We start from the raw sequence: 19320 nt of genomic DNA, 5'->3' as shown, positions 1-19320 counted from the left end.
ACCGGCAGCAAGCCCTGACCTACTTCGAGCAAGCCCTGCCCATCCAGCGAGAGGTCGGCGACCGGGCCGGCGAAGCCACCACCCTCACCAACATCGGCGCCGTGTACGCCGGGCTCGGCGACCGGCAGCAAGCCCTGACCTACTTCGAGCAAGCCCTGCCCATCCAGCGAGAGGTCGGCGACCGGGCCGGCGAAGCCGGCACCCTCAACAACGTCGGCGCTGTGTACGACGGGCTCGGCGACCGGTACCAGGCCCTGGCCCACTACGAGCAAGCCCTGCCCATCCAGCGAGAGGTCGGCGACCGGGCCGACGAAGCCGCCACCCTCAACAACATCGGCCTCGCATACGACGGGCTCGGCGACCGGCACCAGGCCCTGACCTACTTCGAGCAGGCCCTGCCCATCCGGCGGGAGGTCGGCGACCGGACCGGCGAAGCCACCACCCTCAACAACATCGGCGCCGTGTACGCCGGGCTCGGCGACCGGCACCAGGCCCTGACCTACTTCGAGCAGGCCCTGCCCATCCGGCGGGAGGTCGGCGACCGAACCGGCGAAGCCACCACCCTCAACAACATCGGCGCCATCAGGTTTCAGCAAGGCGACCTGGCTGAGGCGTTGGAGGCGCTGCACAACGTTCTAGAGCTTGTGCACGCTGTCGGTGATCGCAGTGCGGAGGCGCTGATGAGGTTCAACATGGCGGCCGTGCTGGCGGAGATGACCCGAGTCGACGCGGCAATCACCATGCAGCAGCGCGCCGTTGGCTTGGCGGAGGCGACGGAGCATCCGGACCTGTCGGTAATGCGGGCGTTTCTCACACAACTGCAGGAGCGAAAGGGCTAGGTGCATGAGTACGGCAACCGTTGCGGTGTCGGGTGCGCAGGCCGCGAAGTGGGCGGCGGAGCTGCGCGGTGTACTGGCGGCGAGCGTCGGTGCGGGTGAGCGGGTGTCGCGGGTGGAGGTGGAAAAGTCCGCGACGGTCGTGGTGGCGGTGATCGGGCTGGTGTTTTCCGGCGTGGGCACGGCGAAGACTCTGTGGGACTGGTGGCAGGGCCGCCGCAAGGATGAGGGCGGCGTCACGGTCACTATCCAGTTCGGTGACGGGACGTCGATCGCCCTGGCCAACACCAACCTCGAGCAGTTGCAGATCGTGTTCCAGCAGGCCGATTCGCAGCAGCGCTGAGCGACGGGAGTAGTGCGGTGGAGCCGTTGGATGTGTTCGAGCTGGAGATCTTCGACCAGACGTCCAGTTACTGCGAGGTTCGTCTGGCCGGGGCGGGCGGCGCGCCCCGGACCCGGGGTCTGGACCGGGCGGCGGTCGACGAGCTGATCGAGCTCGTCGAGCGAAACTACACGGAGACGGCGAACGCCCAGTGGACGCACAGCTCCCCGCGGTTGCGGGCGCTTGGAGGGCGGCTGGCCGAGTTCGTCGACGGGGACGAGAGGTGGCTGGCGCCAATCGTGGGCCGGCGGCGCGGGGTAGCCCTGCGGATCACCGGGGATGAGCGGCTGCGGCACCTGCCATGGGAGCTGCTGTGCCAGGACAACGCATTCCTCGCCGTCGCCGGTACCGCGCCGCTGCTGCCGGTCCGGGCCATCGGCACCGGGGCCGTGCTGCGCGGTCCGGTGGCGCCGGGGAACAGGCCGCTACGGGTGCTGTTCATGGCCACCTCACCGGAGGGCGTCGAGCCGGTCCTGAACTACGAGGCCGAGGAGGCGGCCATCCTCGCCGCGACCTCGCGCACCGGGACCGACCTCGTCGTGGAGGAGGCCGGCACCCTCGAGGGTCTGCGGTTCCTGAGTCAGGACTACGGCGCCGGATACTTCGATGTGCTGCACCTCAGCGGCCACGCCACCACCGCCTCGGGCCCGCCGACGTTCGTGGTGGAGAACGAGTTCGGCGAGCCGGCCACCGCCACCGCCGACCAGATCGCGCAAGCCATGGCCGGGCACTGGCCACGGCTGGTATTCGTCTCCGGCTGCCTCACCGGCAACGCCCCCGACCGGGGCACCTTCCCATCGATGGCCGAAAGCCTCGTCAAAGCCGGAGCCCCGGCGGTGCTGGGATGGGCCCTGCCGGTCGGGGACATCGCCGCCACGGAGTTCGCCGCGCGCCTCTATGAAGCCCTGGCCGGTGGGACAGCGCTCGACCTAGCCGTCAACGAGGCCCGCCGGCACCTCTACAACGACCAGCGCAGCAGTTGGCACCTGCTGCGCGTCTACGCCGACCGCTCCCCACTCGCGCCGCTCGTCACGCCCCGCAACACCCCGAAGCGGGCCCGGATTCAGGTGCGCCCGGCCGAGCAGGAGTTCCTCGACCCTCAGACGCAACTGTCCCGCGTCGCCGGCCGTGCCGCGTTCGTCGGCCGGCGGCGCCTCATCCAACGCTGCCTGCGCACCCTCCGCCAGCAGTTGCACGAGCCCGGCGGCACCGAAGCTCTCCTCCTGTCCGGCATGGGCGGGCTCGGCAAGAGCAGCCTCGCCTCCCGCCTCCTCGAACGCATGCCTACCCACCAGCGCGCCGTCTGGTTTGGCCACGTCGACCTCCCCAAGTTCCGCGAACTCACCACCAAGATCCGGTTCCCGGCCCCGGAGCAACAGGTCGAGGCCGACCAGGTCCTCGCCAACGACCAGGTCCCCCTCGCCAGCCGACTGCGGTACCTGTTCGACGTCGACGGCCCGCTCGGGCAGACACCGTGCCTGTTCGTCTTCGACGACTTCGAAGACGGCAACCTCGACGAACGCGCCGGCACCCACGTCCTCGCCCCGGCGATGGCCGAGATCCTTCCCGCCCTGCTCACCGCGATCCGCGAGACCGGCAGCCCGATCCGGGTCATCATCACCAGCCGCTACCGCTTCCCCACCCCCACCGGCGCTCACATCTCCATCGAGCCGCTGGAGACGCTCATTCCCGTCGAGCGGGACAAGAAGATCGCCAACCTGCCGAACCTGCGCTACGGCTCATCGCTCGACCCGAGCATCCGCGATCGCGCGATCGCGGCCGCGGCCGGCAACCCCCGCCTGCTCGACTGGCTCGACCGGATCGTCGCCGACCACACCCTCGACGTCAACGGGCTCATCGCTGCCATCGAACACGAGGCCGACCGGTTCCGCGAGGCCATCCTCGCCGAGAAGCTCCTCGGCTCCCAGGACCCCGAACTGCGGAAGATGCTGGCCAGGCTCAACGTCGTCGAACTGCCCGTGCCCGGCGAAACCGTCCATGCCGTCCATAGCCACCCCGACATCGACCGGCACATCCACCGCGCAACCCAGCTCGGCCTCCTCGAAGCCGGCACCGACCCCGAAACCCGCCAACCCCGCTACTACGTTTCCAACATCCTGCGCCCCCTCCTGCGCCCCCATCTGACCGACGACGAATACATCGAAGCCTGCGCCGCCGCCGCCCGCTCCCTCTACACCCTCTGGATCACCGACCCCACCGACCCGGAGCCCTCAGCGTGACCACGATCGTCCAGGCGGTGGAGGTGCACAGGCTGGCGGTCGCCGGTCGCGAGGCTGCCATCGCCCGGCAGGTCGGGGACCGAGTGGCCCAGGTGTGGCTGGCGACGTCCAGGTTCGCTGACGTCGAGGCACTGGCGACCGCCACCCTGAGCCTGGGCAGGGATGCGGGTGCGTTCTACACCCGCGGCTGGGCCAGACAGGGCACCGGCCAGCCCCGGCCGTCGCTGGCCGACTACAACCAGGCCCTGACCCTGTACCGCGACGCCGGCCACCGCGGCAACGAGGCCGCCACCCTCAATAACCTCGGCGCCCTGTACAACGGGCTCGGCGACCGGCAGCAGGCCCTGGCCTACCACGAGCAGGCGCTGCCCATTCGGCGGGAGGTCGGGGACCGGGCCGGCGAAGCCACCACCCTCAACAGCATCGGCGCCGTGTGTCACGGGCTCGGCGACCGGCTGCAAGCCCTGGCCCACTACGAGCAGGCCCTGCCCATCCGACGGGAAGTCGGGGACCGGGCCGGCGAAGCCACCACCCTCAACAACATCGGCGCCGTGTACCACTTGCTCGGCAACCGGCAGCAAGCCCTCGCCCACTACGAGCAGGCCCTGCCCATCCAGCGGGAAGTCGGCGACCGTGCCAGCGAAGCCAGCATCCTCACCAACATCGGCGCCGTGTACAACGGGCTCGGCAACCCGCAGCAAGCCCTGACCTACTACGAGCAGGCTCTGCCCATCACGCGAGAGGTCGGTAACCGGGCCGGCGAAGCCAGCATCCTCAACAACATCGGCGCCGTATACAACGGGCTCGGCAACCCGCAGCAAGCCCTCACCTACTACGAGCAGGCCCTGCCCATCCGACGGGAAGTCGGCGACCGGCCCGGCGAAGCCCTCACCCGGTACAACATCGCGACGATCCATCGGGCGCACGGCGCTCTAGCCAAGGCGATCAGCGAACTGGAACGCGTCGTCGACCTCGACCGGCAGGTCGACCATCCCGACCTCGCGTCTGACACTGCATTCCTCGAACAAGTACGCCAGGAGCGGGCGGCAGTCGACTCAGTCGCGCGATTGGGTGCCGTGGAGGATCGCCGCGAAGCGGAACCTGCACCTCGATAGGGTCGGGCGGCGACGGCTATGCGATCACCACGACCGCGAGCCTGTGGGACGACGTGTTACCGCAGACGGCTGCTGAGCTGGGTAAACAGTCTCCCCCTTCAGACCGTCAAGATCATTGCACGCACTCTGCATGGACGGCTGCAAACGGCGGCTCTGGGTGGCATCCGCTGCATAGACCGGCCGCTCGACGCAGAGACGTATCCGCTGCTCAGTTGGCGTTCTGGCTGATCTTCGAGGTGCCCCCGGCAGGATTCGAACCTGCGACACACGGTTTAGGAATCGGACTCCGAAAACGAGTCCGACCAGCAGCGCAAGGCGTTGTTGCAGGTCGCGGCGTTTTCCGCAGTGGTACGCAGAGGCATGGAGAAGCGTCCAAGAGGCACTTCGTGATGCCATGGCATCACGCGTTTCGGCTATCGTCCGGCACGTGGCAACGGTCGTTACGCGCAAGGGAACTACCGGCACGGCGTTCAAGGTGCAGTGGCGCCTGGGCGGCAGCCGGGACGGCGCATGGCAGTCCGCGACGTTCACCGCCGAGGACCCCGCCGCGGCGAAGCAGCTCGCCGATCTGGCCAAGGTGCTGATCGAGTCCCGAGGACACCGTCTCACCCGGGACGAGGTCTACGCCCGGGTGCTCGACGACCAGCCCAAGGGGCAGAGCGCGCTGACGCTCGCGAAGTGGGTGGAGCTGTGGGCCGAGGACCGCAAGCCGGTCCGGCCGGACCACCCTGGCGTCGACGAGATCCAGGAGGACACCCTCGCCGGCTACCTCGGGGTGCTCAAGCTCCGAGTAATGCCGTTCATGGGCCACATGCTGCTCAGCGAGATCGATGAGAACGTCGTGCGCGACTGGGTGAAGTGGCTGAAGGCCACACGGGTCCGGCGCACCAAGACCAACCCGGCCGGCCGCCCGATCTCGGCGCAGTCGGTGCGGCGGGCGCATGGAGTGCTCCACCAGGTGCTCGGCGCCGCCGCCCCGAAGCACATCCCCCACAACCCGGCGGCCCGCCCTCACGGGGTCCGGAAGAACCGGGTGGGCCTGCCGAAGGTGGTGCCGTTCGAGGGCATGTTCCTGACCCCGCACGAGGTCGACGTGATCCACGCGCACTGCGACCCGGCGATCCGGGACCTGTGGATCCTGCTCGTAGGGACGGGCCTGCGGCTGGGCGAGGCGTTGGTGCTGCGGGTCCAGGACGTGACGCTGGAGGGCGCGAACCCGGAGATCCGCGTGCGTCGCGCGCTGAAGAAGGGCCAGCGGATCGGCCTGCCGAAGAGCAGCAAGTCGCGGCGCGAGGTGTCCATCTCGGCGGCGGTAGTCAGCGTGCTGGTCAAGAGGTGCGAGGGGAAACGGCCGGGAGATCTGCTGTTCCCATCGCCGGGCGGAATGGTGTGGCGCGAGAACAACCTGCGCCGGCGCCACTGGCTGCCAGCGATCGGGGCCGCGCAGCGGTGCGCCGAGCATCCGCCGCCGCTGCCGCCGAAGCCGAAGGCGGGCCCTCGACGGAAGCTGCGGCACGACGAGGTGTCGACTTGCGCGTGCGACGGACGATTGAAGCGTGCGCCCCGGCTGCACGATGCGCGGCACACCCATGTGTCCCAGCTCATTGAGGACGAGTGGACGCTGTTCGAGATTCAGGCGCGGGTGGGTCACCAGTCGTACACGACGACGGTGAACATCTACGGGCACCTGGTCAAGGGCAAGGACGCGTCGAAGCTCGCTCGGTTGGACCGCCGGCTGGCGATGATGATCGAGGACGAGGCGGCGTAGTCCGAGGTGGTCATCCCGCGCGGCGGTGCCGCGCGTCCGCGGTGGCGGCGCGGATCGCGTGGAGTTGGTCGAGCAGCGTGCTTGCCCACTGGCGGAGGTGCTGAGGCAGCTCGTCGTTGTCGCGGATCGCGCGGAGTTCGTCCTCGTTGACCGGCTGGTCTTGCTGGACTTGGGTCGCCGCGTCCTCCGACATCAGGTCTCGTAGGACCTCGGCCGCGTCTTCGCGGCCGACGTCGGTGAGCTGCTCTGGCGTGACGCCGGCGAGCTTGGCGAGCTGCGCGACGCGGATGGCTTTGCCCTTGACGACGCGGAACTGTTGGCTGCCTAGGGCCTGGTAGCCGTTGATGAGCTGGCGGACGCGGCCTTCGCTCATGCCGACTTGATTTGCGGCTGCGCGCGCGGTGAGGTTGCGGCGCTCCATCGCGCGGAAGATGAGGGCCCCTTCGGGTTGGGGGGCCGGCTTCTCCGTGAGGATCGTCGCCGTTTCGTCGGTGGGCGCTGGCCGTTCAGGCATGCACGCATTATGCGCGCGAACATTCGCGAAGTCCATTAACGAACCTTTAAGCCCTGCGAACATCCGCGAACTACCTGTCATTCAGTCGCAGCCGGCCGTGCATGCTCGACTCTTCGCCTTGACTTCGCACTTCTTCGCGGTAATCTTCGTGCATGCTCTTGAAGGCGGCCCGTCAACCCCGCACCCCCCTGCACCAAGACCCCGCCGCAGTACGCCAGGCCCGCACCGCCCGGGGCATGTCCCAGGCTGAACTCGCCAGGGCCGTCGGCCTGCGAAGCAGCGGATACATCTCCGAGATCGAACACGGCACCCGCAACGCCAGCCCTGGCCTCCTCGCCCACATCGCCTGCGCCCTGAGCTGCGACGTTGCCGATCTGGAGCGCAAGAAGAACCACCAGTGCCCCGCTTGCGGGTACGGCTACGACGACGCACCCAACGGCAAGGTCCCCCTCCACACCACCCCCGGTAGCAGCTACTGGTGCCCCAAGGGCGGCGCGGGCCTTCGGAGCGCGGCATGAATACCCCCGGCCCCTTCACCCTGCCCGAGGTCGCGCGGATGACCGGCTTCTCCCTGCGCTCCATCCAGGAGGGCTGCCGCAACGGCACCATCTGGCACAACCCCAAGGGCGTCGGCACGAAACGCGTGCACCGCGTGATGACCGCCGAGCAGGTCGCGAAGCTCCAAGAGGTCCGTTCCCGAGGCGTCACCGCCGCTCCGACCGCACAGCAGGAGCCGGCCCCCGCGCAGAACGTCAGCGCGCTCGACGACGCCCGCGCCCGCACCCGCGCCGCCATGGCCCGGCGCGCACCCCGACGGCGCGTCGCGTGAACCGGTCCTACCCCTTTGCGGGGGCACCGATCGCAGCCGCCCAGCGCGCCGCCACGCGCGGGCAGGCGCCGGTGCCCCCGCGCCCCACCCGCCCGGCCGACAACGACAAGAGCGCCCACCCCTGGCCGGGTGAGCGCCCTGCGAGTCAGCCAGCTCAACCGATCACCAGTTCGAGAGGAATCGGCGAGATGACTATCAGGCATCTTACTGCCACACCTGACGTGACCGCGGTCGCCTTCCCACCCGGGTCGCTGGCGGTGTTCGTCACCGACCTGGCCGCCCGAGTCGGCGTGACCGAGCCTCTGGTCCAGCAGCAGAAGGCATTGCTGGCGACTGACGGCGACCTGGTCAGCCGCCAGGCGCGGCTGCTCGGGGTGCTGGAGAGCGCGCTCATGACCGTCGCCCGCGTGCACGGGTTGTGCAGCTCGAACGGCTGCGCGACCTGCCGGCCGGTACGTCGCGGCATGGCGGCGTTGGTCGCGGACGCCGAGGTCGCCCAGGCGCGCATCGACAGGGCGGGTGTTGCGGCATGAGCACCCCGACGGCCCACGCGATGCTGCCCGTGGCGCTGCCGAGCATGTCGGCCGCCGAGTGGAACGACGCGCGCACCGTGCACGCCATCGCGGTCCGGCAGAACTCGACGCTGCTGTGCCACCACTGCCAGAAGCAACTGCTCCAGCACACCGGGCCGGCGAGGGTTATCCCGAATGAGGAGGACCCGGATCAGCCGACGGTGTTCGGCAGCCCCAGGTGCGAGGCGATCTGGCGGGAGTGGCAGGAGCGGTCCGCCCGGCTGCCGAAGTCGTACGACGTCACCGGTCTCGCCGTGGTCGTGCACGAGGTCGACGGCGTGCAGTACCTGGCCGGAGACGTGCCCACGACTGGGTGGGTGAGCCGATGAACCCCCACGACGTCCCGACGGACGAGGAGTCGCGCGAGCGCGCCGAATCCACCGACCGTGACGCCCTGCGCGAGTTGCTCATGGACGTCGGGCTGGGACTGATCCTGCTCATGGTCGCGCTCGCGCTCTTGCTCATCGTCGTTCCGGCGGTGACGAGGTGACCGCCGGGATTGCGTTGGGTGTGCTGCTGGCCCACCTGACGGGCGACTACCTGCTTCAGAACGACTGGATGGCGGTACGCAAGACCGCGGCGTGGGTTCCAGCGGTGGTGCACGGGGTGGTGTACACGCTGCCGCACCTGGTGGTGACTCAGTCCGTGTGGGCGCTGCTCGTCATCGGCGGCACCCATGTGGTCATCGACCGGTTCCGGTTGGCGAAGTACGTGATCTTCACGAAGAACCTGCTGGCACCGGCCGCGTACCGCACTCCCTGGTCGGAGTGCTCGAAGGAGACCGGCTTCCCGGCGGCGATGCCCGTCGGGCTGGCCACCGGGCTGTTGTGGGTGGTCGACAACGTCATCCACCTGCTGATCAACGTGGCGGCGGTGGTGTGGCTGTGACCCGCCGACCGAAACCGTACCTGGCCAGGGTCGTCACGCGGACGGCGGTGACCCGGTGATCCAGCGCGTCACTGACCTGCCCTTCGAGGCTCTGGACTGGCTCGCCGTGCGGCTGCTGGTCGCCGGCCCGCCGCCCGGGTGGGCTATGCCCGTGGGCTGGACGTTCATCGGCGTCGGCGTCGCCGCGATGACCTTTCTGGCGGGTGCCCGCTGGGGGCGCGACCGCGACGACACCACTACGGCGCACCAGAGCGCCGGGGTTCCGCGACTCGCCGCCCAGACCGCCGTGCTGCCGGTCGCCGGCCAGCGGCCGGGGCGGCACCGCCGGGCCGTGACTTTCCCGCTTCCCCGTCGCGCCCGGAGCACCCGGGCGCTGTCGGGGACTTCTCGACCCACTACGTACGCACCAGGCAAGGCGGCACCTCGTTCATGACCACGCTCGTCCCGATCAGCTACTCGACGCTGGCCCGACTTCCCGCCCGCATCGGCAGGAAGATCGACTTCAACGGTCCGCCCCCGCCGGACCCGTTCCGCGCGATCACCAGTCCGTGCTGGCTGTGGAACGGCTGGTACAACAGCTCGGGCTACGGCTACACCACCTGGGAGGGCCGGGACCAGCCGGCGCACCGCGTCGTGTACACCCTGCTGACCGGTAAGAACCTCACCGGCCTCGACCGCGACCACGTGTGCAGGGTCATCGAGTGCGTGCGGCCGGACCACGGTGAGGCTCTGACTCACGCCGAGAACATGGCCCGGCTCGGCCAGCACCAAAAGTCCTGCCGCCGACGCGGTCACGACTGGAGCGATCCGCGCAACGTCTACACGCGCGGCGACGGCACCCGCTTCTGCTCTGCCTGCAACCGCGAAGCGAAGCAGGCGCGGCGGGCGGCGGCCCGCGCCGCCCGGCTCGCCGGCGCGTCCGGAATGCGGGTCGCGGCATGAGCGCGTCTTCGGTGCCGGAGCTGAACCGGGAGAAGTCGGCGTTCCTCGCGGACGTCGACAAGGGCCGTGTCACCGAGCATCTGATCGCGCCCGGCAGGTTCGAGTCCCGCCGTGACCAGGCCAACAACGGTCGGGCCTGGCGGTTCGTGCGCTGCGGCAAGCTCACCGGCCCGTTGTCCCGGGCCGAGCTGATCCGGTTGCCCGACCGTCGCGCCGACGACCCGGGCCCGTGGGCCTGGGAGCTGACCGGCCTGGGCCGGCAGGCGCTGGAGGCGTACCGGGCGGCAGCGGCTCAGGTCCGGCCGACGCCGGGGGGGCCGCGCTGATGTTGGCCGCCCTGCTCAATCGGTATCCCGCGCACGCCGCGATCGGTGCCGCGCTGCTCGTGCTCACGGCGCTGTGGGCCGCGATCGGGGTGGTCGGGTATGCGCTGTGGTCCCTCGCGATGGCGGCGCTCGGCGCGCTGCTGGGGGTGCTGGTGTGACGGATCCGATCCTTGCCCCGGACGGGCGCAGTTGGGCGTTCAATCCCGCCGCGCTGGCCACCGCGATCAACGACAGGCGCCGTGAGCTGAAGATCAGCCGGCGGGAGGTCGTGCGGAGGGCCGGCGCCGGAACCCCGTCGACGTTGACCCGGCTCGACGAGGGCCGGCACATCAGCGTGGACGTGTTCCTGCGGCTGCTGCTGTGGCTGGGCTGCACCGACATCCGCCCGTTTCTGGCCGCCACCCCGGCTCCCGCCGAGGAGGCCACCGATGCGTAACACGTTCACCGTCAACGGCCAGACCCGCAACCGGCTACGGCCGCTCGCCGTTGGCGACACCCGCCCGGCCAAGGAGCAGATCGCCGAGCGGCTGCGGGAGGCCATCGCCGAGGGCCGCTACCAGCAGGGCGAGCGGCTGCCCGGCACCAACGCGCTGGCCCGCTACTACAAGGTCGGCGCGCACATCTCCTACGAGGCGTTGCTGCTGTTGCAGCGCGAGGGCCTGGTGCGCGTGGTGCGCCGCCACGGGACCTTCGTGCGCGGCGGCGGTGGGGAGGCCCGTCGTGGCTGAGTACCGGCACGACGAGGACTTGGTGCGGATCGTCGCCGACGCGGTCGCCGCGCAGACGCGCCGGGCTGTGGTGGACCCGAGGGATCCCTATAGCTGGGGCACGCGCCGGATGGCGGCGTTGTCCAGCGGCGACACCGCCGTGGCGGTGCTCGACGCGCTCGCCCGCTCCGGCCGGCTGGCCACCCGCAGGACGCTGCGCGACTTCGGCATCCGGTTCCTGCTGCTGGGCCTCGCCATCGGCGGGGCGATCGGGCTGATCGCCGTGTTCACCGACTGGCCGCTGCTGGCCGTCACCGCCATCGGCGTCGCCGGCGGCCTCTTCGGATCGCGCTCGGTAAGCCGGGCTGCCGCCCGCGGGCTGTCCGGCACCGGGCGGGGGCGCGGGCGTGGCTGAGCTGATGCTGACCTACCGGCGGGCGGTCGCCGCACTGATCCCGGCTCCCGGGCTGTCGCGGTGCAGCCACTGCGGCATGCCCTGGGGCGAGGGCAACCGGCGGGGCCGCACCGTTTCGGATCGGTTCGACGAGCTGGGCCGGGCCAGGGGCGGAACGTTCGTCGTCTGCCTGTGGTGCTGGCCGCAGGTGCCCGCCGACATGCTGCTGTTCTACGCCGCTGGCCTCGTGCTCGGGGTGTGGCCGCTCGTCGGGGTGCCGCTGGCCAACTGCGTGCGGGACTGGCCGCGCGTCCGCGCCGCGTACGAGCAGGCCCGACGCGAGTCGACGGTGCGGTGCCCGCACTGCGGGGACCCGGTCGACGGGTTGCTCGCCGGCTGCTCGAAGACGGCATGCCTCGCGGTCGACATCGCCGACGACCACCGCCAGGCCCGGCGGGAGGACGTGTGACCACCACCCTCATCCGCCGCGAGCCGGTGCTCGTGCTGCCCGCCGACGCTCCCCGCGAGGAGTGGCTCGCCGCTCGCCGCCGCGGCATCGGCGGCTCGGACGTCGCCGCGGTGGTCGGCATCAGCAAGTACGCCGGGCCGCTCGGCGTCTTCTACGACAAGGTCGGCGCGCTGCCGGACCGGGACACCCCAGCGATGGAGTGGGGCCGGCGGCTGGAGGCGGCGGTACGCGGCAAGTTCGCCGACCAGCACCCCGAGTTCCACGTCTACGACGGGCCCGGCCTGATCCACCACCCGGACCGGCGGTGGCAGCTCGCCACGATCGACGGCCTGGCGGCCGAGAGCCGTGGTGGTGATCCCGTGGCCATCGTCGAGGTGAAGACCGGTAGCGCCGGCGCCGACGACTGGGGCGACGAGTTGACCGACGAGGTGCCCCTGCCGTACCTGTGCCAGACCACCTGGTACCTGGATGTCTACGGGCTCGCGATCGCGTACCTGTGCGTGCTGCTCGACGGACGCGACTACCGCGAGTACGTCATCGAGTACGACGCCGAGCTGGCCGCGAAGCTGCGCGGACACTGCTCCGCGTTCTGGCACTGGCACGTCCTGCCCGGTGTGCCACCGGAGGCTGACGCGCTGGACAGCACCCGGCAGGCCCTCGACTCCCAGCACCGGCCGAAGCCGAAGAGCAAGGCCGACCTGCCTGCCGAGGTCCTGGAGTGGGCGCGGATCTACGGCGTCGCCCACCAGGCCGAGCTGCGCGCCAAGGCACGCAAGCGGGAGGCCGGCAACCACATCCGGTCCGCGTTCATCGCCGCCGGCTCCCCCTGGGAGGGGCGCGTCGGCGGCAGGAAAGTCGCCAACTACCCGATCTGCGGCGAGCCCACCAAGGCCGTCACCGACTGGGAGGCGCTGGCCGCCGCCCACCCCGCCCTCGTCGCCCAGTTCACCCGCACCGAGCCGGTCGAGCAGGAACGCCGACTGATCCTGTCGAAGGAGTTCACGCAGGAATGAGCACCACCACCCGCACCTCGCGCACCCAGAAGCTCGCCGCTCAGATCCCCGACGCTCCCGCCGAAGAGACCGCGCCGGCCGGCAATGCGGTCGCGACGAAGAAGCCCGACTACGCGCGGGACCTGCTGGCCTCCATGCAGGACGAGTTCGAAGCCGCACTGCCGAAGGTGCTGCCGGTCGACGTGTTCATGCGTGTCACACTCACCGGCTTCCGCAAGACCCCCGAGCTGCTGGAGTGCACCCGGTCGTCGCTGTTCGGGGCGCTACTGGAGACCGCCCGCCTGGGCCTGGAGCCCTGCACCGAGTACGCCTACCTGATCCCCTACGGCAGGGAATGCACCCTCGTCGTCGGCTACCAGGGCTACGTCCAGCTGATGTACCGCACCGGCCAGGTCGACCGAGTCGAGGCCGAGATGGTCTACGAGGGCGACGAGTGGGAGTACAGCCTCGGCGACGGCGGCAAGTTCTTCCACCGGCCGAACATCGCCGCGCCCGTCGAGGAGCGGGGCAACCCGATCTTCGCGTACTCGTACGCGGCGCTGCGTGGCGGCGGCCGTACAAAGGTCGCCTGGTGCAACCGGGCGCAGGCCGAGCGGATCAAGGCCGAGTTCGCCCGGTCGGCGAAGTCGCCGTGGCGTGACCCCCGGCGGTTCGACGCGATGTGGCTGAAGACGCCGGTGCGGCAGCTCCAGAAGTACGCGCCGAAGTCCACCGAGCTGCGCCGGGCGCTGGCCATCGACGGCGCGACCTACGACGCCAGCGGCCTCGCCACGTTCGAGGACGGGCGGATCGTCGACCCGGACACCCTGCCCGGCGAGATCGTCGACGGGCCGGTGGACGAGCCACAGCCGGCAGCCGACGGCAGCGCGGAGGACTGGCCGACCCCGGCGCGGGTGCCCAACGACGAGACCGGGACCGGCGATGCAGCGCGGTAAGGGCCCCAAGCCGATCTCGGCGAAGCGGCGGGCGGCACTCGAAGCCACCGGCCAGCCGGTCACGTCCACGTTCGGCATCCGGTCGCCGCTGACCGGCGGGTCCTCGCTGCGGCGTTCCGCGGCGATCCGCCGCACCGGCGGCCGGGCGCTACGCACCCCCGCCCGGCCGAAGTACACCGGCCCGACGCCGGAGGTGCGGGCGCTGGTCGTGGCCCGGTGCGGCGGCCGGTGCGAGTGGCCGGGCTGCCGGCGCGCCGCGGTGGACATCCATCACCGGCTCAACCGGAAGAACGGCGGCCGTCACGGCACCGCCCGGGAGCGCATCAACCAGGCCGGGTGGCTGCTCGGCGCGTGCCGGCACCACCACGAGCGGGTCACCAACCCCGTCGGTGAGGTCCGGAACGAGGTCGAGGCGGTGGGCTGGCTGCTGCGCGAGAACCAGGACGCGCTGGCCACCCCGGTCCTGACTCGGCACCGGCCCGAGCTGGTGCTGCTGGACAACGCCGGCGGGTGGCGGTCGCTGCCCGTCCCGTGCGCGGAGGCGGCCTGATATGGGCTACAGCACCCGCGTCACCGGGGCCATCCAGATCAGCCCGCCGATCCCGTGGTCGATCCTCGGCGGCAGCCGCTTCGTCGGTCCGCCGCACCCGCGGGTCGTGGACATGGACTGCGTGCTGCGCGTGGTCGAGCAGGTCCCCGAGGCCGGCGACGGCTCGACCGTGCGGCGCGTCGCTGTCGCGATCACCGGGGCCATGCCGGACCCGTACTCCGCCTACAACCTCCTCGACCATGTCCAGAAGATCGTCGACCTCTTCGGGGACGGGCGCACCTTCACCGGACGGCCCACGTGCACGGGCGACGAGCCCGGCGACATCTGGCGGGTCGAGGTCCACGACGGGCGGGTGACCCGGGTGGAGCCGCGCATCGTCTGGCCCGACGGCACCGAGGGGCTGACGGCATGAACAGCTGGCACCACGCCGTCTCCACCGCCCGCAAGTGGGGCGGCCGGCCCGAGGACTACATCGCCATCCACGAGTTCATCGACTCGTCCAAGCAGATCATCGGCGACGTCCGGCATCGCTCGCTGTACCACCACACCACCGGCGTGTGGCTGTGCCAGCAGGTGTTCGGCCGCACCATCAGCGTCGCCCGCACCCACGGGTCCGTCGACGTGCCGGTGCGGCTCATCGCCGAGCAGCACGTCCTGGAGGACCTCGGCTGGCTACCCAGCCCCGCCGACTACATCGGCGGCATGCCGATCCAGCCGTGGATGTCCGGCGCCCGCCGCCGCGAGGTTCCCCTGTCCCACCTGCTGACCAGCATCCCCGCCTCTGAAGGAGCCGAGAGCGCATGACCACCCCGACCCACAACTTCCTCGGCATCCCGATCGACGGGGAGATCAACCGGAGCATCGACCGCAAGGAGCAGCGTCCGCTGGCCGCGCTGGAGCCGCTGATCCGCGCGGTCGTCGACGACCCGACCGTCGTCGAGTTCGGGTGGCGGCAGTACACCCCGTACTTCAACGACGGCGACAAGTGCGAGTTCGGCGCGGGCGAGCCGTGGTTCCGCACCACCAGCGACAATCCGCCGGCCGCCGATGACGACTGGGACGCCGAGGACGACACCTTCGAGCTGGAGTTCAGTAACCACCCGACGCTGGGTGAGCGGCCCAGCAGGTACAACCGCCAGAGCAGCCAGTACGAGTACGGCGCGTACGTGGGTCCCGACGAGGCCCGTTACGACCGGCTGCGGGACCTGTCCATCGCGATCCAGTCGGGGCACTTCGACGACGTGCTGCTGGACGCCTTCGGCGACCACTGCCACGTCCGGATCCGGCGCACCGGCATCACCCTCACTGAGTACAGCCATGACTGAACCAGTCGCGCCGGCCGTCGACCGGATGCTGTGCCTGCGAGTCGTGGTGTACGGCATCCCGGGTCCGCAGGGCTCCAAGACGCCGAAGGGCCGCAACCCGAAGACCGGCCGGATCGTCATGGTCGAGTCGTCGAAGAAGGTCAAGCCGTGGCGGGCCCTGGTCGACGCCGCGGCGCGCGATGCGATCCACCGGATGCCCCGCGAGCAGCGGATGGCGTTTCCGTTGGATGGGCCGCTGGTCGGCCGGATGGTGTTCACGATGGCCAAGCCGACGTCGGCGCCCAAGGGCCGCCAGATTTGGCCGACCACCTACCCCGACGCGTCGAAGTTGCTCCGCTCGACCGAGGACGCGTTGAAGACGGCCGGCGCGCTGGCCGACGATGCCCGGCTGGTCGATTTCGACCGGCTGGCCAAGGTCTTCCCCGGGGAGGACCCGGAGGCCTTGGACCGGCCGGGCGTGCGCCTGTCGGTGCGTCGGCTCGTGCCGGCCGCCACCGGCCGGTGGTGCCACGCCGTGCGGGAAGACGTGCCGGACCTGCCGTGCGTGCTGCGCCCGCACGACGACGCCGCGCACCGCGATGTGCTCGGCGGCCTGTGGCACGCCGGCACGCTGTTCGACCTCGCCGGCTTGGTCGGGCCGGAGGTGAGCGCAGCCGCCCACGAGTTCGTGCCTGGCGGCGATGACGCGACGTTCGGCGGCCGAGGCACCTGGTGCGCGGTGTGGCTGGGTGTGGGCGACGAGGCTGACCAGTGCGGTCGGCCTCGCGAGGCGCACCAGGCGGCCGGACGTGGCTGAGTTCACCGCGATCTCCTGGGCGCACCACACCTTCAACTGCTGGTGGGGGTGCCGGAAGGTGTCGCTGGCGTGCCGGTTCTGCTACGCCGAGCGCGACAGCAACCGGTGGGGCATCCACGCGTGGGGCTCGAAGGGCGAGCGCCGGATGATGTCCGAGGCGTACTGGCACCGGCCGCTGACCTGGAACCGCAAGGCCCTGGCCAGCGGCGAGCAGGTGCGGGTGTTCTGCGCGTCGATGGCGGACGTCTTCGAGGACCACCCGGCTGTGGTCGACGCCCGGGTCCGGCTGTGGGAGCTGATCGAGCAAACCCCCGCGCTGACCTGGATGTTGCTGACCAAGCGGCCCCAGAACATCGGCCGGATGGTGCCGTGGGACAACGCGTGGCCTGCGAACGTGTGGCTGGGCGTGTCCGCCGAGACGCAGAGGTTCGCCGACGAGCGGCTCCCCGTGCTCCTGCGCTACCCGGCGGCGGTCCGTTTCGTCTCCGCCGCGCCGCTGCTCGCTCCGGTCAACCTGCGCCGCTACCTGGCCCCGCCGCGCCCTTCAAGTCAGCAGGTCGCCGAGGTGGCCGTCGCGCACGGCATCGAGAGCCGGCAGTACACCGAGATCCTGCGCCGGCACTTGGACGAGCCGCGGCCCGGCGTCGACTGGGTCATCACCGAGGGAGAGTCGGGGCCGAGGGCCCGCCCGTCGCACCCGGACTGGTTTCGGTCGCTGCGGGACCAGTCCGCCGCGATGGGTGTGGCGTTTCACCACAAGCAGAACGGCGAGTGGCACCACAAGACCCCGGTGGGGTGGCCGTGGGGCGATGCGTGGACGAACCCGAACCGGCATCGTTGGGTCGACCCGGTGACGGGCAGCACCAGGTCGTTCGGCGAGTACACCGGCACCGATGACCGGGCGTGGGCGCACGTCATCCGCGTTGGCAAGAAGGCGGCCGGGCGGCTGCTCGACGGCGAGCTGCACGACGCGTTCCCCCAGCCGCGACGACTCGTGGGGGTGGCGGCGTGATGCCCGTGCGCCCGCGGGTGCGGCGGGTGCCCGTGTGGGGGGTCGGGGCGTGCCGCAGCCTGCCGTCGGAGTGGTGGGACACCGACGATGACGGTAGCCGGCTGGCCCTGGCGATCTGCCGATCCTGCCCTGAGCGCCGCGGCGCCGAGTGTGTCGCCGGGCGGCCCGACGACGAACCGGCCGGGGTTATCCGCGCCGGCGTGGCCTACAACGACCGGGGCATCGCTCTGCCGCTATGCGAGTGCGGCTACCCGCAGGTCGCGTACGCGGGCGGGACGGTCGGACCGTGCCCTCGGTGCGTGGTGCCCGATGTGCCGATCCCGGATCGGGCGCAGGTGCGGGCCCGGGCGGTGCGGCTGCTGATCGCCGCCGATGCCACCGACGAGGTGATCGCCGCCGAGCTGCGGGTGTCGGTGAAGCAGGCCGGAGTTCTGCGCCGTGCTGCTGGTCTGCGTCGGCACACGAGCCGCCCGGGCGGCTCGCCGACGTCGCCCGTAGCGGATGCCCGCTGGCCGCGCGCCCGTCGATGCCCCACCCCGGATTGGAGTCACGCATGAAGCTGCGAGTCGAGCGGGACGTGCTCGCCGACGCTGTCGCGTGGACGGCGAAGGCTCTTCCTGCCCGTCCGCACATTCCCGTCGTCGCCGGTGTTCTCCTGCACGCCGAGGGTGGCGAGTTGACCGTGTGCGGCTACGACTACGAGACCGCGAACCGCCAGACGATGGACGCGAGCGTGCAGTCCGACGGGACGGCGCTGGTGTCGGGCCGGCTGCTCGCCGAGATCACCAAGTCGCTGCCCGGCAAGCCGGTGGAGCTGTCGGCGGCCGGCACGCGACTGAAGCTGGTGTGCGGGGCGTCGGTGTTCACGCTGCCGACCATGCCGGCGGAGGACTACCCGAAGCTTCCCGCGCTGCCCGGCACCGTCGGGCACGTCAACGCCGCGGCGTTCGCGGCCGGGGTCGCGCAGGTCGCGGTCGCGGCTGGCCGTGACGACACCCTTCCCCTGCTGACCGGTGTGCGGGTCGAGACCGACGGGCCGGTCCTACGGCTGTTCGCGACAGACCGGTATCGGGTCGCCGTGCGTGAGCTGCCCTGGGAACCGGTCGTTGACACTGACCCGACGGCGCTGGTGCCGGCCCGGGCCTTGCACGACACCGCCAAGGCGCTCGGCCCGCTCGGTGGGCGGCTCGCGCTCGCGTTGGCCGACGCAACGTCCGGTGAAGGGCTGCTCGGTCTGTCCGCCGGCGGCCGGCAGACCACGAGCCGGTTGCTCGACGCGGCGAACTATCCGCCCGTGCTGACGCTGTTCCCCACGTCCCCCACCCGTGAGGTCCGGGTCGACACCGCGACGCTGATCGAGGTGGTCAAGCGGGTGGCGCTGGTCGCCGAGCGCACTGCGCCGGTCCTGCTCACCTTCAACGAACGCGGTCTGATCGTCGAGGCCGGCGGGGCGGAAGCCGCCCGTGCCAGCGAGGCCATGGAAGCCGACCTGGCCGGCGAGGAGCTGACCGTCGGTTTCAACCCCCACCTGCTTCTGGACGGACTGGGTCACCTCGGGTCGCCCACCACGGCACTGTCCTTCGTCGACGCGTTCAAGCCGGCTGTGTTGAGGCCCGTCGACGCCGATGGCACTGCCGATTCCACCTTCCGCTACCTGCTCATGCCCATCCGCGTCAGCCGCTGACCAGCACCAAGGAGTTCACCCCG

Annotated in this window: 29 protein-coding genes; 28 read left to right on the top strand and 1 reads right to left on the bottom strand. The window is 70.9% G+C overall.

The features are described from left to right. From ACLQ2W_RS06440 to ACLQ2W_RS06420, 5 genes are all read left to right on the top strand, one after another. Positions 1 to 839: tetratricopeptide repeat protein (locus ACLQ2W_RS06440; RefSeq protein WP_425785625.1), on the top strand; the 839-nt coding region annotated here is incomplete at its 5' end. Positions 840 to 843: 4 nt separating this feature from the next. Continuing rightward, positions 844 to 1179, top strand: a complete 336-nt coding sequence (locus ACLQ2W_RS06435) for a hypothetical protein (protein WP_425785624.1) — start codon at positions 844 to 846, stop codon at positions 1177 to 1179. A 17-nt stretch (positions 1180 to 1196) separates the two neighbouring features. Further along, a complete protein-coding gene (locus tag ACLQ2W_RS06430) occupies positions 1197 to 3458 on the top strand; it encodes a CHAT domain-containing protein (RefSeq protein WP_425785623.1) in 2262 nt (753 codons plus the stop codon). Beyond that, the gene (locus ACLQ2W_RS06425; protein ID WP_425785622.1) at positions 3455 to 4573 is read left to right on the top strand and encodes a tetratricopeptide repeat protein; all 1119 of its coding nucleotides are present in this window, start codon (positions 3455 to 3457) and stop codon (positions 4571 to 4573) included. Before ACLQ2W_RS06430 ends, ACLQ2W_RS06425 begins: the two co-directional genes overlap by 4 nt. 427 nt (positions 4574 to 5000) lie before the next feature. Continuing rightward, a complete protein-coding gene (locus tag ACLQ2W_RS06420; protein WP_425785621.1) occupies positions 5001 to 6341 on the top strand; it encodes a tyrosine-type recombinase/integrase in 1341 nt (446 codons plus the stop codon). A 10-nt stretch (positions 6342 to 6351) separates the two neighbouring features. On the opposite strand, the gene ACLQ2W_RS06415 is transcribed toward ACLQ2W_RS06420, so the two are convergent. Further along, positions 6352 to 6855 (bottom strand): hypothetical protein, encoded by a 504-nt coding sequence (locus ACLQ2W_RS06415; protein ID WP_425785620.1) that lies wholly within the window; start codon positions 6853 to 6855, stop codon positions 6352 to 6354. Between the two features lie 152 nt (positions 6856 to 7007). Between ACLQ2W_RS06415 and ACLQ2W_RS06410 the strand changes: the two genes are divergently transcribed. The 23 genes from ACLQ2W_RS06410 to dnaN all read left to right on the top strand — a co-directional run bounded on the left by ACLQ2W_RS06410 (position 7008) and on the right by dnaN (position 19297). Beyond that, the gene (locus ACLQ2W_RS06410; protein WP_425785619.1) at positions 7008 to 7373 is read left to right on the top strand and encodes a helix-turn-helix domain-containing protein; all 366 of its coding nucleotides are present in this window, start codon (positions 7008 to 7010) and stop codon (positions 7371 to 7373) included. Further along, positions 7370 to 7684, top strand: a complete 315-nt coding sequence (locus ACLQ2W_RS06405) for a hypothetical protein (protein ID WP_425785618.1) — start codon at positions 7370 to 7372, stop codon at positions 7682 to 7684. Before ACLQ2W_RS06410 ends, ACLQ2W_RS06405 begins: the two co-directional genes overlap by 4 nt. A gap of 188 nt (positions 7685 to 7872) precedes the next feature. After that, positions 7873 to 8217, top strand: coding sequence for a hypothetical protein (locus ACLQ2W_RS06400; protein ID WP_425785617.1), 345 nt, complete (start codon positions 7873 to 7875; stop codon positions 8215 to 8217). Then, positions 8214 to 8585 (top strand): hypothetical protein, encoded by a 372-nt coding sequence (locus ACLQ2W_RS06395; protein ID WP_425785616.1) that lies wholly within the window; start codon positions 8214 to 8216, stop codon positions 8583 to 8585. The genes ACLQ2W_RS06400 and ACLQ2W_RS06395 overlap by 4 nt, the downstream gene beginning before the upstream one ends. After that, entirely contained in the window at positions 8582 to 8746 is a 165-nt protein-coding gene (locus ACLQ2W_RS06390) for a hypothetical protein (protein ID WP_425785615.1), read from the top strand. Before ACLQ2W_RS06395 ends, ACLQ2W_RS06390 begins: the two co-directional genes overlap by 4 nt. After that, positions 8743 to 9144, top strand: coding sequence for a DUF3307 domain-containing protein (locus ACLQ2W_RS06385; protein ID WP_425785614.1), 402 nt, complete (start codon positions 8743 to 8745; stop codon positions 9142 to 9144). The genes ACLQ2W_RS06390 and ACLQ2W_RS06385 overlap by 4 nt, the downstream gene beginning before the upstream one ends. A gap of 429 nt (positions 9145 to 9573) precedes the next feature. Next, positions 9574 to 10086, top strand: a complete 513-nt coding sequence (locus ACLQ2W_RS06380; RefSeq protein WP_425785613.1) for a hypothetical protein — start codon at positions 9574 to 9576, stop codon at positions 10084 to 10086. After that, complete coding sequence (locus tag ACLQ2W_RS06375) at positions 10083 to 10412, top strand: hypothetical protein (protein WP_425785612.1); 330 nt, start codon at positions 10083 to 10085, stop codon at positions 10410 to 10412. The genes ACLQ2W_RS06380 and ACLQ2W_RS06375 overlap by 4 nt, the downstream gene beginning before the upstream one ends. Further along, positions 10412 to 10570, top strand: a complete 159-nt coding sequence (locus ACLQ2W_RS06370; protein ID WP_425785611.1) for a hypothetical protein — start codon at positions 10412 to 10414, stop codon at positions 10568 to 10570. The genes ACLQ2W_RS06375 and ACLQ2W_RS06370 overlap by 1 nt, the downstream gene beginning before the upstream one ends. Then, entirely contained in the window at positions 10567 to 10848 is a 282-nt protein-coding gene (locus ACLQ2W_RS06365; protein ID WP_425785610.1) for a helix-turn-helix domain-containing protein, read from the top strand. Before ACLQ2W_RS06370 ends, ACLQ2W_RS06365 begins: the two co-directional genes overlap by 4 nt. Further along, entirely contained in the window at positions 10841 to 11140 is a 300-nt protein-coding gene (locus ACLQ2W_RS06360; RefSeq protein ID WP_425785609.1) for a winged helix-turn-helix domain-containing protein, read from the top strand. The genes ACLQ2W_RS06365 and ACLQ2W_RS06360 overlap by 8 nt, the downstream gene beginning before the upstream one ends. Continuing rightward, positions 11133 to 11534, top strand: coding sequence for a hypothetical protein (locus ACLQ2W_RS06355; protein ID WP_425785608.1), 402 nt, complete (start codon positions 11133 to 11135; stop codon positions 11532 to 11534). Before ACLQ2W_RS06360 ends, ACLQ2W_RS06355 begins: the two co-directional genes overlap by 8 nt. After that, positions 11527 to 11982, top strand: coding sequence for a hypothetical protein (locus ACLQ2W_RS06350; protein ID WP_425785607.1), 456 nt, complete (start codon positions 11527 to 11529; stop codon positions 11980 to 11982). The genes ACLQ2W_RS06355 and ACLQ2W_RS06350 overlap by 8 nt, the downstream gene beginning before the upstream one ends. Beyond that, positions 11979 to 12995, top strand: coding sequence for a YqaJ viral recombinase family protein (locus ACLQ2W_RS06345; RefSeq protein ID WP_425785606.1), 1017 nt, complete (start codon positions 11979 to 11981; stop codon positions 12993 to 12995). The genes ACLQ2W_RS06350 and ACLQ2W_RS06345 overlap by 4 nt, the downstream gene beginning before the upstream one ends. Continuing rightward, positions 12992 to 13930 (top strand): recombinase RecT, encoded by a 939-nt coding sequence (locus tag ACLQ2W_RS06340; RefSeq protein WP_425785605.1) that lies wholly within the window; start codon positions 12992 to 12994, stop codon positions 13928 to 13930. The genes ACLQ2W_RS06345 and ACLQ2W_RS06340 overlap by 4 nt, the downstream gene beginning before the upstream one ends. After that, complete coding sequence (locus ACLQ2W_RS06335) at positions 13917 to 14480, top strand: hypothetical protein (RefSeq protein WP_425785604.1); 564 nt, start codon at positions 13917 to 13919, stop codon at positions 14478 to 14480. The genes ACLQ2W_RS06340 and ACLQ2W_RS06335 overlap by 14 nt, the downstream gene beginning before the upstream one ends. Before the next feature lies 1 nt (position 14481). Then, a complete protein-coding gene (locus ACLQ2W_RS06330; RefSeq protein ID WP_425785603.1) occupies positions 14482 to 14892 on the top strand; it encodes a DUF6205 family protein in 411 nt (136 codons plus the stop codon). Beyond that, positions 14889 to 15284 carry a DUF6915 family protein gene (locus ACLQ2W_RS06325; protein WP_425785602.1) on the top strand — a complete coding sequence of 132 codons (396 nt, stop codon included), beginning with the start codon at positions 14889 to 14891 and terminating at the stop codon, positions 15282 to 15284. Before ACLQ2W_RS06330 ends, ACLQ2W_RS06325 begins: the two co-directional genes overlap by 4 nt. Continuing rightward, the gene (locus ACLQ2W_RS06320) at positions 15281 to 15805 is read left to right on the top strand and encodes a hypothetical protein (protein WP_425785601.1); all 525 of its coding nucleotides are present in this window, start codon (positions 15281 to 15283) and stop codon (positions 15803 to 15805) included. The genes ACLQ2W_RS06325 and ACLQ2W_RS06320 overlap by 4 nt, the downstream gene beginning before the upstream one ends. Next, entirely contained in the window at positions 15798 to 16601 is an 804-nt protein-coding gene (locus tag ACLQ2W_RS06315; protein WP_425785600.1) for a RusA family crossover junction endodeoxyribonuclease, read from the top strand. The genes ACLQ2W_RS06320 and ACLQ2W_RS06315 overlap by 8 nt, the downstream gene beginning before the upstream one ends. Continuing rightward, entirely contained in the window at positions 16594 to 17613 is a 1020-nt protein-coding gene (locus tag ACLQ2W_RS06310) for a DUF5131 family protein (protein WP_425785599.1), read from the top strand. Before ACLQ2W_RS06315 ends, ACLQ2W_RS06310 begins: the two co-directional genes overlap by 8 nt. Further along, positions 17610 to 18170, top strand: a complete 561-nt coding sequence (locus ACLQ2W_RS06305) for a hypothetical protein (protein WP_425785598.1) — start codon at positions 17610 to 17612, stop codon at positions 18168 to 18170. Before ACLQ2W_RS06310 ends, ACLQ2W_RS06305 begins: the two co-directional genes overlap by 4 nt. After that, positions 18167 to 19297: a DNA polymerase III subunit beta gene (dnaN, locus tag ACLQ2W_RS06300; protein ID WP_425785597.1), complete on the top strand. Its 1131-nt coding sequence runs from the start codon at positions 18167 to 18169 to the stop codon at positions 19295 to 19297. Before ACLQ2W_RS06305 ends, dnaN begins: the two co-directional genes overlap by 4 nt. Positions 19298 to 19320 lie beyond the last annotated feature (23 nt).

The organism is Micromonospora sp. DT227, assembly GCF_049841835.1.
In the GTDB taxonomy this organism is placed as follows: Bacteria; Actinomycetota; Actinomycetes; order Mycobacteriales; family Micromonosporaceae; genus Micromonospora.
Note: the sequence above shows the minus strand (reverse complement) of the source record. Positions and strands in the feature narration are given on the sequence as shown.